This window comes from Bradyrhizobium commune (genome assembly GCF_015624505.1).
GTDB lineage: Bacteria > Pseudomonadota > Alphaproteobacteria > Rhizobiales > Xanthobacteraceae > Bradyrhizobium > Bradyrhizobium commune.
The window spans coordinates 3,732,141-3,746,793 of sequence record NZ_CP061379.1 but is presented as its reverse complement, the minus strand read 5'-3'; the positions used below and the strand labels follow the sequence as shown (position 1 = coordinate 3,746,793).

At 64.1% G+C, this 14,653-nt stretch carries 17 protein-coding genes; 10 read left to right on the top strand and 7 right to left on the bottom strand.

The window, feature by feature from the left end; genetic code table 11:
• Positions 1-204: 204 nt before the first annotated feature.
• Positions 205-432, top strand: coding sequence for a hypothetical protein (locus IC761_RS17655; RefSeq protein WP_195804446.1), 228 nt, complete (start codon positions 205-207; stop codon positions 430-432).
• Between the two features lie 1,360 nt (positions 433-1,792).
• Positions 1,793-3,838 (top strand): acetoacetate--CoA ligase, encoded by a 2,046-nt coding sequence (locus tag IC761_RS17650; protein ID WP_195804445.1) that lies wholly within the window; start codon positions 1,793-1,795, stop codon positions 3,836-3,838.
• An 8-nt stretch (positions 3,839-3,846) separates the two neighbouring features.
• Here IC761_RS17650 and IC761_RS17645 read toward each other — a convergent pair whose 3' ends face one another.
• Positions 3,847-4,056 (bottom strand): hypothetical protein, encoded by a 210-nt coding sequence (locus IC761_RS17645; RefSeq protein WP_195804444.1) that lies wholly within the window; start codon positions 4,054-4,056, stop codon positions 3,847-3,849.
• A gap of 207 nt (positions 4,057-4,263) precedes the next feature.
• On the opposite strand from IC761_RS17645, the gene IC761_RS17640 reads away from it, so the two are divergent.
• Entirely contained in the window at positions 4,264-4,566 is a 303-nt protein-coding gene (locus IC761_RS17640; RefSeq protein WP_195804443.1) for a hypothetical protein, read from the top strand.
• Positions 4,567-4,571: 5 nt separating this feature from the next.
• Here IC761_RS17640 and IC761_RS17635 read toward each other — a convergent pair whose 3' ends face one another.
• Together IC761_RS17635 and IC761_RS17630 are read right to left on the bottom strand one after the other, a co-directional pair.
• Positions 4,572-4,805, bottom strand: coding sequence for a hypothetical protein (locus IC761_RS17635; RefSeq protein ID WP_195804442.1), 234 nt, complete (start codon positions 4,803-4,805; stop codon positions 4,572-4,574).
• A gap of 339 nt (positions 4,806-5,144) precedes the next feature.
• Entirely contained in the window at positions 5,145-5,426 is a 282-nt protein-coding gene (locus IC761_RS17630; RefSeq protein WP_195804441.1) for a hypothetical protein, read from the bottom strand.
• Between the two features lie 189 nt (positions 5,427-5,615).
• Between IC761_RS17630 and IC761_RS17625 the strand changes: the two genes are divergently transcribed.
• From IC761_RS17625 to IC761_RS17615, 3 genes are all read left to right on the top strand, one after another.
• Positions 5,616-6,203: a formyltransferase family protein gene (locus IC761_RS17625; protein WP_195804440.1), complete on the top strand. Its 588-nt coding sequence runs from the start codon at positions 5,616-5,618 to the stop codon at positions 6,201-6,203.
• 172 nt (positions 6,204-6,375) lie between these two features.
• On the top strand, positions 6,376-6,726 hold the full coding sequence (locus tag IC761_RS17620) for a hypothetical protein (RefSeq protein ID WP_195804439.1): 351 nt from the start codon (positions 6,376-6,378) through the stop codon (positions 6,724-6,726).
• A complete protein-coding gene (locus IC761_RS17615; RefSeq protein WP_195804438.1) occupies positions 6,671-7,216 on the top strand; it encodes a hypothetical protein in 546 nt (181 codons plus the stop codon). The genes IC761_RS17620 and IC761_RS17615 overlap by 56 nt, the downstream gene beginning before the upstream one ends.
• 54 nt (positions 7,217-7,270) lie before the next feature.
• Here the strand turns inward: IC761_RS17615 and IC761_RS17610 are convergent, their stop codons facing one another.
• Positions 7,271-7,669, bottom strand: coding sequence for a RidA family protein (locus IC761_RS17610; RefSeq protein ID WP_195804437.1), 399 nt, complete (start codon positions 7,667-7,669; stop codon positions 7,271-7,273).
• Positions 7,670-7,826: 157 nt separating this feature from the next.
• Here IC761_RS17610 and IC761_RS17605 point away from each other — a divergent pair, with 157 nt between their 5' ends.
• Both IC761_RS17605 and IC761_RS17600 read left to right on the top strand, forming a co-directional pair.
• A complete protein-coding gene (locus tag IC761_RS17605; RefSeq protein ID WP_195804436.1) occupies positions 7,827-8,702 on the top strand; it encodes a DMT family transporter in 876 nt (291 codons plus the stop codon).
• A gap of 200 nt (positions 8,703-8,902) precedes the next feature.
• Positions 8,903-10,330, top strand: a complete 1,428-nt coding sequence (locus tag IC761_RS17600; RefSeq protein WP_195804435.1) for a caspase family protein — start codon at positions 8,903-8,905, stop codon at positions 10,328-10,330.
• Positions 10,331-10,420: 90 nt separating this feature from the next.
• Here the strand turns inward: IC761_RS17600 and IC761_RS17595 are convergent, their stop codons facing one another.
• Positions 10,421-10,660: a BrnA antitoxin family protein gene (locus IC761_RS17595; protein WP_195804434.1), complete on the bottom strand. Its 240-nt coding sequence runs from the start codon at positions 10,658-10,660 to the stop codon at positions 10,421-10,423.
• A 3-nt stretch (positions 10,661-10,663) separates the two neighbouring features.
• Complete coding sequence (gene cysK, locus IC761_RS17590; protein ID WP_195804433.1) at positions 10,664-11,641, bottom strand: cysteine synthase A; 978 nt, start codon at positions 11,639-11,641, stop codon at positions 10,664-10,666.
• Between the two features lie 223 nt (positions 11,642-11,864).
• Between cysK and IC761_RS17585 the strand changes: the two genes are divergently transcribed.
• Complete coding sequence (locus tag IC761_RS17585) at positions 11,865-12,083, top strand: hypothetical protein (protein WP_195804432.1); 219 nt, start codon at positions 11,865-11,867, stop codon at positions 12,081-12,083.
• Here IC761_RS17585 and tgt read toward each other — a convergent pair whose 3' ends face one another.
• Positions 12,084-13,247: a tRNA guanosine(34) transglycosylase Tgt gene (tgt, locus tag IC761_RS17580; RefSeq protein ID WP_195804431.1), complete on the bottom strand. Its 1,164-nt coding sequence runs from the start codon at positions 13,245-13,247 to the stop codon at positions 12,084-12,086.
• 223 nt (positions 13,248-13,470) lie between these two features.
• Between tgt and IC761_RS17575 the strand changes: the two genes are divergently transcribed.
• A complete protein-coding gene (locus tag IC761_RS17575; protein WP_438265130.1) occupies positions 13,471-14,649 on the top strand; it encodes a patatin-like phospholipase family protein in 1,179 nt (392 codons plus the stop codon).
• Positions 14,650-14,653 lie beyond the last annotated feature (4 nt).

Below are 14,653 nucleotides of genomic sequence, written 5' to 3'. Positions count from 1 at the left end.
CCAGCAACGGGTCGGCCGTCAAGACGAGCGGGAGCGCCGTTGAGCCCGGCAGGCGCTGCCGATATCGGGAAAATCCTGCAAGACCCGCAAACCGAGCCGGTTTGCCTAACGGCCATTAACCGGATTTGCGCCGGCCGGTTTACGCCGATGCAAAGGCTCGCACCTACGCTTTGCCTCAGGTCCCAAAAACACTTTGTCGGTGCAATGGCCAACAGTCTCTGGACGATCGAAGAATTCACCTGCCCCGGTTGCAGCATGGACTACACCGCGACAAGGGAGGAGCACGACGAGCCGCATTCGGGCCACTTCAAATGCAGCATCTGTAGCGGCGTGGTGCACTCGTGGTCCGGCAAGCATCATTTCTTCGGCTGGCAACCGGTGAAGACCAAGCCTCAGGTGTTCGGACGGCGCTGGGCCGGGGTGCGGTGGTAGCGTCGCGCGCGACAGCGTGAGCCGCCTCACCGCGAGCGATGGCGAAAGCTCTGGTGTTGAGCAACGCCTGGCGTTGCCCCGTAAGCCCTGTTGGGCTCAAACCAAGGCGCCGCGCCGCCAGGCAACTCTAGGCCCATTCTGCCTGCTGGCGTTAGCTCGCAGTCGTTCAACACATCCCTGTCGGGGTATTGCGCCTGAAACGAAGCGGGATTTTGAGTTGCCCAGGTCGGGCACTGCGCACTTGCGGAGCTGATCACGCTAATCGATGCAATTGCCGCAATAATAGAAGTCCTGAATCCAATCATAGTCGTACTCCGAACGGTTCTGGTTTTCGTGCGGAGCATTCGCGCTGGCTAATCGGCTGCTCTGTTGAAAGCGTTTCCTTCGGATTTTCTTGGACAATGACGATCTATGTACCCGCGTGAAAAAAGACACCCGGTCAAAAATCACGGCTGCGCGAATGGAAAGTCGGCGTGGTCACCGCTGCGTGAGCCGCACCCGCCAAAACGCAGAAGTTTGCCCGTCGGGCAAAACACCAACCGAACGTCCTGCCGCGATTGTCAAGATGCTCCAGCAAATATATTCCGCTTTACCGAAATTCGGATTTATCGTACAAGCGAAACACCCTGGCCTGAGACAAGGGGCGGATCGCGATCGTCACGAACCGCGGGCCGGGCAGCGATGGACGCGACGGCGTCGGGTGCGATTGGCGTTGCAGGGCGGCCTCGGCCGTGAGCGATTGCCGTCGCGCGCACGACACGGCGCTGACAGCGTCTCGCATGGCTTCGGGCGCGAGCACACGCCAGCGCACGAAGTCCCAGCGAAGACGTGCGCGGACGGCCAAGTCGTGTGGTCCTGACGCCCGGGGTCTGTGCGTCAAGGCTAGCGGTGATGTGGCGGCTCGACCGGGCACGCGCATCGGTGATCCGTTAGCCGACGGGGGCAATAGTGCATCGCTCCCCGGGGAGAGCGCGAAGTACGCCGTAAAACCATCGCGCAGGGAAGGCCGGGCGACCGGCGGAACCTGTGGTCCACCCCGTGTGCTTTTTTCCAGCGCACGGATCGCGGGTGCCAGCCGGCGCCCGGCCTTCCCTGCGCCCTTGTTCTCGACGAGGGCAAATGGATGACGCAAGACTCGGGCGGAATACGCCGCGAGAACGTGAAGCTGTGTCTGCGAGTCGAGATGCGATTTGGAGGATGGCCGTGGCGCACCTTGCTCCGTCATTACGAGCGCAGCGAAGCAATCCAGACTGTCTCCGCGGAAAGAGGCTGGATTGCTTCGCTGCGCTCGCAAAGACGATGTGGAAGCACCCGACAAGACCCGTTACATTCCCCTCCCCGCAACTGAAACCGACACCCGATGCCCGCTCCCTTCGTTCCGCAGATCGCCCTCTACCGCAATTGGCTCGCCGCAGAGCGCGGCCTCACCTTCGCGAGCTACGAGGACATGCGGCAATGGTCGGCGCGCGATCTCGACGGCTTCTGGCGCAGCATCTGGGATTATTACGATCTGCAATCGCCGACGCCATTTTCGGCCGTCATCACCGAGCGCAAGATGCCGGGCGCGGTCTGGTTTCCGGGCGCGCAGGTCAATTACGCGCGTCAGGTGTTCCGGCATGTCGACGCAGCCGATGCCGCCGGCCTGCCCGCGATCGTCAGCGGCGGCGAAGACGGCAGACTGACCGAGACGAGCTGGCCCGAGCTCAAGCGCAAGGCGGCCGCGCTCGCGCTGCATCTGAAGGACAAGGGCATCAAGCCCGGCGACCGCGTCGCGGCCTATCTGCCCAACATCCCCGAGACCATCATCGCGTTTCTCGCGAGCGCCAGCTTGGGTGCGATCTGGAGCGTCTGCGCGCCTGACATGGCTGCGCCCGCCGTGATCGACCGCTTCAAGCAGATCGAGCCAAGGGTGCTGATTGCCTGCGACGCCGTCACCTATGCCGGTCGCAAGCATGACCGGTGCGATGTCGTCGCCGAGCTCCGGCGATCTTTGCCGACGGTCGAGCACGTCATCCTGCACAGTGAGGCCGGCGCGACCGCGCCCGATGCGCTGCTCTCCGAGATCGTCGCTCGACGAGACGCTGAGGTCGACGCATTCGAGCCGGTGTGGCTGCCGTTCGATCATCCGCTCTGGATCGTCTATTCCAGCGGGACCACAGGCCTGCCGAAGCCGATCGTGCACGGCCATGGCGGCATCGTCATCGTGGTGCTGGCGCTGCTCGGGCTGCACAACGACATCGGCTGCTCCTATCATCCAAACTCGTTCGGCGAGCGCTATCACTGGTATAGCTCGACCGGCTGGATCATGTGGAATTCGCAAGTCGGCGGCCTGCTCAGCGGCACCACCTGCTGCATCTTCGACGGCAGCCCCGGCGGCACCAGGGACAAGCCGGACTGGGCCACGCTGTGGCGTTTCGTGGCGCAATCGAAATCGACCTTCTTCGGCGCGGGCGCGGCGTTCTTCGCCAACTGCGCCAAGGCCGAAACCGATCTCACTGCCGCCGGCGATCTCTCAAAACTGCGCTGCCTCGGCTCGACCGGCTCGCCGCTCAGCGCCGACACACAGGCCCATTTCAGCGCGCGCTTCGCGGAGCTCTCGAAGCTCAATGGCAGCAAGGCGCAGGCCGACATCTGGTGGGCCAACATCTCCGGAGGCACCGATTTCGCCGGCGCCTTCATCGGAGGCAACCGTGAATTGGCGCAGACGCCCGGCGCGATGCAGTGCCGCCTGCTCGGCGCTGCCGTGGAGGCCTTCAGCGAACAGGGCCACGCCGTGATCGACGAGGTCGGCGAGCTCGTCTGCACCGAACCGATGCCCTCGATGCCGCTCTATTTCTGGAACGACAAGGACGGCGCGCGTTATCGCGCCAGCTATTTCGAAACTTATCCGGACAATTTCGACGGCAGCGGCCGCGGCCCGGTGTGGCGGCACGGCGACTGGCTCAAGATCAATCCCGACGGCTCCTGCATCATCTATGGCCGCAGCGATGCCACCATCAACCGGCACGGCCTGCGCATGGGCACCAGCGAGCTCTATTCCGCGATCGAAGCCTTGCCGGAGGTGCTCGACAGCCTCGTCGTCGACCTCGAATATCTCGGCCGCGACAGCTACATGCCGCTGTTCGTGGTGCTGCGTGACGGCACAGCGCTCGACGGCGCGATGCAGGCGAAGATCAACAAGGCGATCGAGGCCGGCCTCTCGCGGCGGTTCCTGCCGAACGAGATTTTCGCCGTCGCCGAGATCCCGCGGACGCTGTCGGGCAAGAAGCAGGAGCTGCCAATCAAGAAGCTGCTGCTCGGCCAGCCCGTGGAGAAGGTGATCAACAAGGAGGCGATGGCCAATCCCGCCTGCCTCGACTGGTATCTTGCGTTTGCCCGCGACTATCTCGCCAGAACCGCGGCGTGACGTTGCGGTCAGGCGCCGCCGAAATTGGACGGATCGAGATTGCGATTCTCCGACGGCGGGATCGGCGGATAGCCGGGAAACTTGTACCAGCCGGGCGGCACCGGCGCGTCCCCGGCCGAACGGACGACGACGGGATGATGCGGGTGGGCACGACGAGGTGCCGCGTCGGCCGGCGCGCACGCAGACATCAAAAGGATCAAAACCAGGACAGAACGCATCGTATCGCTCCAAACGTCCTCCCAAGGCGGGATGTGGTGCGATTGCCACGCGTTGCCCACCGATCCACGGCGTCGTGATTGGTCACATCGGCGGCATTACGGATGCCAGGCGGTGCGGCAGATCCGCCCAATTGGGCCATCGGCATTTGCACTCCGTTCACCGATCGACGCTAGACCGGTTGGGACCCTTCCCGGCAAACGCACGCCATGGCCGACCTCAACGCTGTCCTGTCAAGGCTGAACGACCGCCTGCTCCGTCTCGAGGGCGAGCTGTTCGTGTTGCGCTCGCTGGCGCGCGCCACATTGACGGCCGGCGACGATCACGCCACGCGGATGCGCAAGCTGGTCGAGGCCGCCAAGGTCGCGCTCGCGGACGAAGCGAAGCGTCCGCTCGACAAGCCGACCCGCAAATATGTCGACGCGGCAACCGCGCTGGTGGAGGAGTTGCTGGTCGAACCGACCCCGGCGCGGCCGTTGTTCACCGTCATCGATGGCGGCCGGCGCGACTGAGCGCCTCAGGCGGTCCGCGTCGCACCGAATGCAGCCGAATCCGCCTTCAGCCGGCTCAGCCCGGCCTCGATGACCGCAATCTCGTCGTCGATCTGACTGATCGGCAGGCTGAAATCGTAGCCGGATCTGCTCTTCAGATCGACCGCGAGACGCTGCCTGTGCATCATCAGCTCGTCGAGGCCACGGCGGTTCTTCAGTCGCACATAGGTGTCGACGATCTGCTCAATCGCGCTCGGCATGAAAACTGTCCCGGCAAAAAAGCCCGCGCGGCGCGCCCGCCCCGATGGGACATTTTTGGTGTCGCGGTACGCCATACTAATCCGCGACAGATTCGTCGATACGACAGCGAGGTTGAGAACGTATTACCGTTCGATGATCTCGCGGCACGCCACACGAAAAAGCCGCTGGCGAATGACGCCAGCGGCTTAAGCCGGGTTCGAAAACGGATCCGGAATCCAAATGTCGCCAGCCCCGGTAGGGCACGTTCTAACGGCAGACTGCGGATTCCTTCAGTTAAAAATGAAACACAGGAACCGCGGAACCACCACTTGCCGCGCGAGCGTTGCTGGACGGCAACGCTAATCGACGACGCAGAAATACTTGCGCGGCAGCCTGCGATAGGCGCTGTAGCGGTAATACGGCCGGTAGGCGTAGCCGCGATACAGCGCCGGCGGCTCCTCGCCGTAATAGGCGCCGTGATAGAAATTATAGACCGGCCCCTCGGCACAGCGATACGCGTCCCAGGTCGGACCGATGAAGGGCGCCACGCCGATCTCCGGCGGCACCGCGGGGTAAGGCCCGCCGGCATGTGCCGGAGCCGCCGCGATCGTTGCGAGAAGGATCAGCCACGCGCTTCGCATCCGGTCACTCCGAGCCGATGGGACAGATGCATGCAAACACCGGAAGGCCGGGCCGCGCAATCTCGGAGTTCGCTACGCCCTGCGCTCCGCGCATTGTTGATAACCAGCCCAAACACCCTGCGGGTGGTGACAGGGCGGCCTGACGTGTTATCGGGGGGATGACGCAGTTGCGAGACGGATCAGACACCCATGCGGATTACCCTCGTCGGCTCCCGCCATTTCGGCGTGACCACCCTGAACATGCTCCGGGAGCACAGCGTTTCGATCGTGCGGGTCGTGGTGGCCGACGCCGAGGATCGCCTGGCCGCAACCGCGGAGGCCGCCGGCATCGAGGTGGTGGTCCAGGCCAACCCCAGGCTGGTGGTCGCCTCCGAGATCGCGCCCGATACCGATTTGATCATCACCGCGCACAGCCATGCCCGGATCGGCAAGGACGCGCTGGCAGCCAGCAGGCTCGGCGGGATTGGCTATCACCCCTCGCTGCTGCCGCGCCACCGCGGCAAGGCCGCCGTGGAATGGACCATCAAGGAAGGCGATCCGATCGCCGGCGGCACGATCTACCATCTGGCCGACCGCATGGACGCCGGCGCCATCGCCGCCCAGGACTGGTGCTTCGTCAAGAAGGGCGAGACCGCGCGGGAATTATGGGAACGGGCGCTGGCCCCGCTCGGCCTCAAGCTGCTCGCCGACGTGATCGACTATGCCAAGGTCCACAAGGCGTTGCCGTCCAAGGTTCAGGACGAGCAGTTCGCGACCTCGGCCCCGAGTCTCTCCTGAGATTCACCCTTAACGTGACGCCGCCTTGATTCTGCTTCGAAAATCGGAACGGGAAACGCAAATAAACCATTGTTTCCACAGGAACAATTTTCGATTTGGCATTGCACCAAATTTCCGTCACATTTCGTCCGAATAAGAGACAGCATCTCAGACATATTCAAGGACGGAATTCATGCGTTTTGACCGCATCGCGGCGTTCTGTGCCGCTTCAGTTTTCGCCGGCACCCTCGCCGCCCCCGCTATCGCCCAGACCCCCTTTGACGGCAATTGGCAGGTCACCATCGTGACCAAGACCGGCACCTGCGAGCCGACCGCAAGCTCCATGCTGACGGTTGCCGACGGCAAGATCACCGCCCCCGGCGCTAACGTTTCCGGCACCATCGGCAGCGGGGGACTTGTGAAAGTTTCGATCAATGGTGCATATGCCAACGGTCAACTCAGCGGCAACGCCGGATCGGGGAAGTGGAATGGAGCATCTGCAGGCATACCGTGCAGCGGGCGGTGGGAAGCATCGCGCCAATAAGCAATTTGGCATCAGTGCCCTCAACCGGCGGTTGCTCATGGCGGCCGCCGTTTTGTTTGTAGCGACCCTCGCCAACTCCGAAAGCAAGGCCCAGTCCGGCCCGTTCGCGCCGATGGCGGGAAGCTGGAGCGGCGGCGGCACCGTCACCCTCGATGACGGCTCGACCGAGCGCATCCGCTGCCGGGCCAGATATGCGCCGATCGGCCCGACCATGGAGATGTCGCTGACTTGCGCCAGCGACGCCTACAAGTTCAACCTCGGCGCCAACGTCAGGGCCGAGGGCAGCGCCATCACCGGCAGCTGGAGCGAGGCCAGCCGCAACATCTCCGGCTCTCTTCAGGGCAAAGGCGGTGGCGGAAACTTCGAAGTGGTCGCCTCGACCGCCGGCTTCAACGCCAATATCGGGCTGAGGACGAGCGGCAACAGGCAGAGCGTTACGATCCGCGCGGACAGCCAGTTCCGCGGCGCCACCATCTCGCTGTCGAAATAAGACGACAGTCCAGTGACACGACAGTCGATCCGGCGACCTCGCCGGATCGACTTTTTATGGGCTCGGCACGAAGGCCGTGACCTCGATCTCGACCTTGGCGCGATCGTCCACCAGCCCGCCGATATAGAGCAGCGTCGATGGCGGGAAGTTGCGCCCGAGCGTCTCCTTCCAGGCCGCCCCGATGCCGGCACCCGCCGCCTCATACTCGCTGCGGCTGGTCAGATACCAGGTCAGGCGGACGACATGCTCGGGACCGGCGCCGGCCTCGCTCAAGAGTTTGATGATCCGCTTCAGCGCAGTTCCAACTTGGGCCGCCATATCAGGCGCGTAATTGCCGGTCTCGTCGCCGCCGGTCTGGCCTACGAGGACGACCCAGCGGCCAGGGCCCTCCGCCACCACGCCATGTGAAAAGCCGCGCGGCTTCTTCCATTCGGCCGGCTGCAAGATTTGCATGAGCGTTGATCTCCCGATTTTCTCGTTGTTCGCTCATGCCTTAGCACACAGCCCTGCATCGCTGCACCCGCAGATTTGGTCGTTGCAAACAACGGCGATGTCGCCGATACCGGCCTCCCTCAGCATTGAATTTTTCCGCACCCTGCACCCTGCCCCGATGAGCGCGACACCGTCCAAAACCATGGCTGCATTCTGGATGGCCGGCTGGCTGTCGCTGATGCTGATCATGGCGGTCGCCGGGCGCGAGGCCACGCGCGAGCTGAACGTCTTTCAGATCATGGAAGTCCGGTCTCTGGTCGGGTTCGTGCTGCTCTCGCCGATCATCTACCGCGCCGGCGGCTTCAAGGTGCTCAGAACGTCGCGCCTGCCGCAACACATTGGGCGCAACCTCGTGCATTACGTCGCCCAGCTCGGCTGGTTCTTCGCGCTGACGCTGATCCCGATCGGCCAGGTGGTGGCGATTGAGTTCACCATGCCGATCTGGACGGCGATCCTGGCGGCAAGCTTCCTGTCCGAGCGTATGACGCCGTGGAAGATCGCCGCAATCGTGCTCGGCCTTGTCGGTGTGATCGTCATCGTGCGGCCCGCGACAGGTGAGATCAATCCTGGCCAGCTCATCGCGCTCGGCGCTGCCATGGGCTTTGGCGTGTCCATGGCGCTGGTGAAATCACTGACCCGCACCGAGAGCGCGCTATCGATCCTGTTCTGGATGCTGGTGGTACAATCGGTCGCAGGCTTCGTTCCGACGCTGTTCGTCTGGACCTGGCCGTCGGCCTATGTATGGGCCTGGGTCGGCGTGATCGCCGTCTGCGGCACATTCTCGCACTATTGCCTTGCCAGCGCGATGCGCTACGCGGACGCCACCATCGTGGTTCCCATGGACTTCCTGCGGGTTCCCCTGACCGCAACCGCCGGCTGGTTGCTCTACTCGGAGCGGCTCGACGCCTGGACCGTGCTCGGTGCGGCGCTGATCTTGTGCGGCAATCTCCTGAATTTGAAGCCGCCCGCGCCGGTTCCCGCCCGCGCGCAGTGAACCGCGCGCCGCCTCACGCGACAAACCAGAGTGGTCGAGCGTGATTTGGATCACGTTGGAGAGGCACTCCATCGTGCACATTCGGTCACACAGTCACGGATTGGGCGAACTGTCGTTTGCTAGCGCGGAGCCGGGCGCTTTCGTGTAAGTTCGCAGCCAATTTGTTGCTGCCATCAATTCGATTCTGTTGGGGATTTCAGATGCGCTACCTCACCATCCTCCTCTCCCTGATGTGCATGGCGCTGTCGGTCAGCGCCGCAAAGGCCGATCGCCGTGTCGCTTTCGTTGTCGGCAACGGTGCCTACAGGAACGTCGCGCAATTGCCGAACCCGCCGATCGACGCCAAGGCGATGGCTTCGACGCTGCGCAATGTCGGCTTCGAGGTGATCGAAGGATCGAACCTCACCCGCGACCAGATGACGGAGAAGCTCCTGGATTTCGGCCGCAAGGCGCAGGGCTCCGACATCGCCGTGTTCTACTACGCCGGTCATGGCATCGCCGTCAGCGGCACCAACTATCTGTTGCCGGTTGACGCCGACATCAAATCGGAAATGGACGTCAAGCTAGGGGCCGCCATCAACATCGACCTGACGCTCGACCAGACCATGGGCGATGCCAAGGTCAAGCTGGTGTTCCTCGATGCCTGCCGCGACAATCCCTTCGCCGCCAAGATCAAGTCGAACTCCGCGACCCGCAGCGTCAACGTCGGAAGCGGCCTTGCCGAGATGAAGTCGGGCGAAGGCACGCTGATCGCGTTCGCAACCGGTCCGGGCCAGACCGCGCTCGACGGCCAGGAGGGCAACAACAGCCCGTTCACCCGTGCGCTGATCGACAACATCACCAAGCCCGGCGTCGAGATCCAGCAGGCGATGACTTCGGTGCGCGCCCAGGTCAACGAAGAGACCCACAAGGGCCAGCTGCCCTGGGGCCATACCAATTTGATCGGCGCCGTCTACCTCAACCAGGCGCCGACGACCCAGGTCGCCAACGCGGCACCGGCCGTGTCGAGCAGCACGCCGGTCGCCGCGTCCACCAGCAGCTCCGACGGTGTCGAGCTCGAGTATTGGCGCTCGGTGAAGGAGACCAACAAGCCGGAAGAGCTAAACGCCTATCTCTCCGCCTATCCGAACGGCCAGTTCAAGGCGCTGGCGCTGGCGCGGCTCGCCGCGATCCAGAACGGTCCGTCGACCACAACCCGCAACCTCAATGCCGGTGTCGATCCCGCCACCTTCACCGACGATGCGAGCCAGGTCACCGAGGACCAGATCGGTCTCGATAAGGGGCAGCGCCGCGATGTGCAGCGTCGCCTGAACGGGCTCGGCTTCGATACCAAGGTCACCGGCGTGTTCAACGACGACACCCGCTCCGTGCTGAAGCGCTGGCAGGCCGCCCGCGGCTATCCGTCGACGGGCTTCCTCAACAAGCTCCAGCACAAGGCCCTGCTCTCGGAGATCGTCGCCTCGACGTCGACCGCGAGCGATGACACCCCATCGTCCAAGCCGGCCCGGCGCGCCGCCGCACCTTCCGGTGGCGGTGGCGGCGGCCATCGAAGCGGCGGCGGCGATGCGGGCGCAGCCTTCGTTGGCGGCGTCGTCGGCGGCATGATGGGTGGCATGTTCCGCCACTGAGACCCAAGCGGCTCCGAAATTCAGAAGCCCGGCTCGCGCCGGGCTTCTGCTTTCTCAATCCTCATGGTGGGCACCAAACGCGCCGTTCCGTTATTTCCCCGCCGCCTTCCGCAGCGCCTCGTTGATGCGGTCCTGCCAGCCGGGACCGCCCGCCTGGAAATGCTCCAGCACGTCCTGGTCGATCCGCAGCGTCACCTGCTCCTTGATCCCCGGCGCCACGTTCTGCTTCGGCGGCGTGGGAGCGACCTTGGCGGTCACCTTCTTGAACGCCGCCTCGGCCTCCGTCCTGGCATCGCCAAGCGTGCGCGGCCGCCTCGGTTGATCCGCCATGTGCTAGATTCCTTCAAATAGAGCCGTCGAAAGATAGCGCTCCGAGAAGGACGGTACCACCGCCAGGATGGTTTTACCCGCAGCTTCCGGTCGCTGGCCGATCTGGAGGGCCGCGGCGATCGCGGCACCCGAGGAGATGCCGCCGGGAATGCCCTCGTGCCGCGCCAGCGCTCGTGCGGTCTCGATCGCGGTCGTCGAGTTGATCTTCACGATCTCGTCGATCACGGAGCGGTCGAGGATGTCGGGCACGAAGCCCGCGCCGATGCCCTGGATCTTGTGCGGCGTGTGCTGCCCGCCGGAGAGCACCGGGCTCTCCTCCGGCTCGACCGCGACGACGCGCAAGGACGCCTTGCGGGGCTTGAGCACCTGGCCGACGCCGGTGATCGTGCCGCCGGTGCCGACGCCAGCCACGAAGAAGTCGATATTCCCGGCGGTGTCATTCCATATCTCCTCCGCCGTGGTGCGGCGGTGCACCTCGGGATTGGCGAGATTCTTGAACTGCTGCGGCATCACCGAGTTCGGCGTCGTCTTCAGGAGCTCCTCGGCAGCGGCGATCGCGCCCTTCATGCCTTGCGCGGCTGGCGTCAGCACCAGCTCGGCGCCGAGGAAGGCAAGCATCTTGCGCCGCTCGATCGACATCGATTCCGGCATCACCAGCTTGAGCCGGTACCCGCGCGAGGCCGCGACGAAGGCGAGTGCAATGCCAGTGTTGCCGGAGGTCGGCTCGATCAACACGGTGTCGGGCTTGATGATGCCCGCCTGCTCCATCGCGATGATCATGGCCGCACCGATGCGATCCTTCACGCTCGCCGCCGGATTGAAATATTCAAGTTTTGCCAAAATCGTCGCGTTCACGCCGTGCATGCCCGGCAGTCGGCGCAGGCGCACGATCGGCGTGTCGCCAAAAGCCTCAACGATCGAAGAGTAGATCCGGCCGCGGCCGGGTTGGTGCGCTGCACCCGCGTTGGACGATGTGTCCATGATGAACTCCCTGTGGCGACAATTTGCGCTTCTATCGCAGCTCTTGCGCAGTTACGAACAGCTTGCGGCGACACGCAAGCGACAATGCGGCACATGTTAAATACGCTGCATCGCAAAATCGCGTGAGCTGCAATTATAAGAAAACCAACGCATTTGTGTTGCGACCTCGTCAACTGATTCTGCTTATGTTAGACTTAGGTCTCGAAGCAGGGAGGTCACCACGATGTCAGCAGTCGCTGAAGTGTTGTCGACCGTAGTGCCGAAGCGCGATCCGCGTTGCAGCGAGTTACCCACCTGTCCCGTCTGCGCCGACTCGATGGTCGCCGCCGAAGCTTCCGCCTACGTCTCGGACCACGTGATCAGTTATCTCTGGACCTGCGACACCTGCGGTTATGGCTTCGTGACCAAGCACGCCGTCAAGCAGCGGATCGTCTGCAATTGATCAGCGCGGGGCGATGTCGCCCCTTGCCCAGTCCTCGCGCGTACGTCGGTAGAATTCCTCGAATGTCCCGTGTGCGATCGCGTCCCTGATGCCGTGCATCAGGAACTGGTAGTAGGCAATATTGATCTCGGACAACAGCATTGCGCCCAGCGTCTCGCCGGCCTTGACGAGATGGTGCAGGTAGGCGCGCGCACAATTGCGCGCCGACGGCCATGAGCTTTCCTCGTCCAGCGGACGTGGATCGTCGGCATGCCGCGCGTTGCGCAAATTCACCTGGCCGAGGCGGGTGAAGGCGACGCCGTGGCGGCCGTTGCGGGTCGGCATCACGCAGTCGAACATGTCGACGCCGCGTTTGACTGCCTCGAGCATATCGTCGGGCGTGCCGACGCCCATCAGATAGCGCGGCCGCTCGGACGGCAGCGCCGGCGCGGTCTCGTCGATCATCGCAAGCATCACGGCCTGCGGCTCGCCGACCGCGAGGCCGCCGATCGCATAACCGTGGAAGCCGATCTCGACGAGGCCTTGCGCGCTAGCATGACGAAGCTGCGGCACATCCCCGCCCTGCACGATGCCGAACAGCATGTAGCCGTCAGGCGCGCTCTCGAAGGCGCGCTTGCTGCGCTCGGCCCAGCGCAGCGACAGCCGCATCGCGCGCTCGATGTCGTCGCGCTCCGCCGGCAGCCTCACGCATTCATCCATCTGCATGGCGATGTCGGAGCCGAGGAAGCGCTGCACCTCGATCGAGCGCTCGGGTGACAATTCCACCTTGGCGCCGTCGATATGCGAGCGGAAGGTGACGGCGTGCTCGCTGACCTTGCGCAGATCGGCCAGCGACATCACCTGGAAGCCGCCGGAATCCGTCAGCATCGGCCCGTTCCAGCCGGTAAACCTCTGCAAGCCGCCAAGCGCTGCGATGCGCTCGGCGCCGGGGCGCAGCATCAGGTGATAGGTGTTGCCGAGCACGATGTCGGCCCCGGCCTCGCGCACTTCGCGCCAGTGCATGCCCTTCATGGCGCCGGCGGTGCCGACCGGCATGAAGGCCGGCGTCCGCACCACGCCATGCGGCGTGGTCAGGCGGCCGGTGCGCGCCGCGCCGTCGGTGGCGAGCAGCTCGAAATGATTGGGCAGACCGGTATCGGGATGGGTGTGGTCGGGGCGGTTCATGGCGGTGCTTATTGCGTGTCGGGAGTGGTCGATCAACCGCCCAATTCGCCGGTCCCGACCGCTTCTCGCCGGACACAATTGAGCCGTTTTGGCGCCCCGCCCGACGCTTGTTAAACAAAACGATACCGTATAGTTCTATCAGACGATGGGGCAGGATGGGATGCCGGCGCGGGCTGCAAAAACGCCGGCGTCGGCGCGTAGCCTATGCGGTGATTGACGGCAAATGCCTGCCCCTGTTGCTCTGACTGGATCGATCCTCGTCCGCGGCCGGATGAGGCAGTATGGCCTGCGCCTGCTCGGAGCGGCCGGCCTCGCGCTGAACCTTGCGCTCGGCGCCTGCACGACGCTGCCGCGCACGCCCTATACCGCGGCCGATGCCACGAGCTCCCGCGTGCTCGATATCGACGGCCTGCGGCGCTACACCGACGAGCCCATCACGAAATTCAGCTTCGAGAAGGACAACAGCGCCGCGAACCGCAGCTACCTGGCGCTGTCCGGCGGCGGCGCCGATGGCGCCTATGGTGTCGGCGTGCTGAACGGCTGGAGCGCGGCCGGCACCCGACCCGCCTTCTCGGTCGTTTCGGGGGTCAGCACTGGCGGACTCATTGCTCCGTTTGCCTTTCTTGGCCCGCAATATGACGACACGCTGAAAGACGTTTACACTAGCGGCATCGCGGAGAGCCTGCTGAGCGATCCCAGCATCATGCGGGTGCTGTTCGGCTCAGGCCTGTTCGGCAACACGCGGCTGCGCGAGCTGGTGGCGCGTTATGTCGGGCCCGAGATCATGGCGCAAGTCGCCCGCGAAAACGCCAAGGGCCGCCGGCTGCTGATCGTGACGACCGATCTCGACACCCAGCGCACCGCGATCTGGGACATGGGCAAGATCGCCGCGGTCGGCACGCCTGAGGCGCTAAAGCTGTTTCGCGACGTAATGGCCGCCTCCGCCAGCATTCCCTTGGTGTTTCCGCCGATCATGATCGACGCCGAAGGCCAGGGGCACAAGTTTCAGGAGATGCATGTCGACGGCGGCGTGACCGCCCCGGTGCTGACGCTGCCCGAGGCCCTGCTGTTCCAGGGCCGCCTGCCGGGCAACGCCAAGATGGACATCTACATCCTCGTCAACAAGAAGATCGAACGAAACTTCGAGCTCGTCGCCAACAGCACGATCGATGTCGCCTCACGCAGCCTGTCCGCGATCACTCAGTCGCAGACGCGCTCGATCATCTTCTCGACCTATGATTTTGCCAAGCGCAACCGGCTCGGCTTCCATCTCTCCTATATCGAGCGCGATTATCCGGCACCGCCGTCCGAAGGGTTCGACACCGCCTATATGCGCGCGCTGTACCAGTACGGCTACGAGAAGGCGGCGGCCGGCCAGGCCTGGACTTCGCGGCTGCCTTAAAACC

Coding starts and splice junctions, on each gene's coding strand:
- IC761_RS17640 (WP_195804443.1), top strand. CDS start 4,264: ATGGCCGACCTCAACGCTGTCCTGTCAAGGCTGAACGACCGCCTGCTC.
- IC761_RS17610 (WP_195804437.1), bottom strand. CDS start 7,669: ATGCAAATCTTGCAGCCGGCCGAATGGAAGAAGCCGCGCGGCTTTTCA.
- IC761_RS17615 (WP_195804438.1), top strand. CDS start 6,671: ATGGAGCATCTGCAGGCATACCGTGCAGCGGGCGGTGGGAAGCATCGC.
- IC761_RS17595 (WP_195804434.1), bottom strand. CDS start 10,660: ATGGCGGATCAACCGAGGCGGCCGCGCACGCTTGGCGATGCCAGGACG.
- IC761_RS17625 (WP_195804440.1), top strand. CDS start 5,616: ATGCGGATTACCCTCGTCGGCTCCCGCCATTTCGGCGTGACCACCCTG.
- IC761_RS17620 (WP_195804439.1), top strand. CDS start 6,376: ATGCGTTTTGACCGCATCGCGGCGTTCTGTGCCGCTTCAGTTTTCGCC.
- IC761_RS17575 (WP_438265130.1), top strand. CDS start 13,471: ATGCCTGCCCCTGTTGCTCTGACTGGATCGATCCTCGTCCGCGGCCGG.
- tgt (WP_195804431.1), bottom strand. CDS start 13,247: ATGAACCGCCCCGACCACACCCATCCCGATACCGGTCTGCCCAATCAT.
- IC761_RS17600 (WP_195804435.1), top strand. CDS start 8,903: ATGCGCTACCTCACCATCCTCCTCTCCCTGATGTGCATGGCGCTGTCG.
- IC761_RS17585 (WP_195804432.1), top strand. CDS start 11,865: ATGTCAGCAGTCGCTGAAGTGTTGTCGACCGTAGTGCCGAAGCGCGAT.
- cysK (WP_195804433.1), bottom strand. CDS start 11,641: ATGGACACATCGTCCAACGCGGGTGCAGCGCACCAACCCGGCCGCGGC.
- IC761_RS17635 (WP_195804442.1), bottom strand. CDS start 4,805: ATGCCGAGCGCGATTGAGCAGATCGTCGACACCTATGTGCGACTGAAG.
- IC761_RS17655 (WP_195804446.1), top strand. CDS start 205: ATGGCCAACAGTCTCTGGACGATCGAAGAATTCACCTGCCCCGGTTGC.
- IC761_RS17645 (WP_195804444.1), bottom strand. CDS start 4,056: ATGCGTTCTGTCCTGGTTTTGATCCTTTTGATGTCTGCGTGCGCGCCG.
- IC761_RS17650 (WP_195804445.1), top strand. CDS start 1,793: ATGCCCGCTCCCTTCGTTCCGCAGATCGCCCTCTACCGCAATTGGCTC.
- IC761_RS17605 (WP_195804436.1), top strand. CDS start 7,827: ATGAGCGCGACACCGTCCAAAACCATGGCTGCATTCTGGATGGCCGGC.
- IC761_RS17630 (WP_195804441.1), bottom strand. CDS start 5,426: ATGCGAAGCGCGTGGCTGATCCTTCTCGCAACGATCGCGGCGGCTCCG.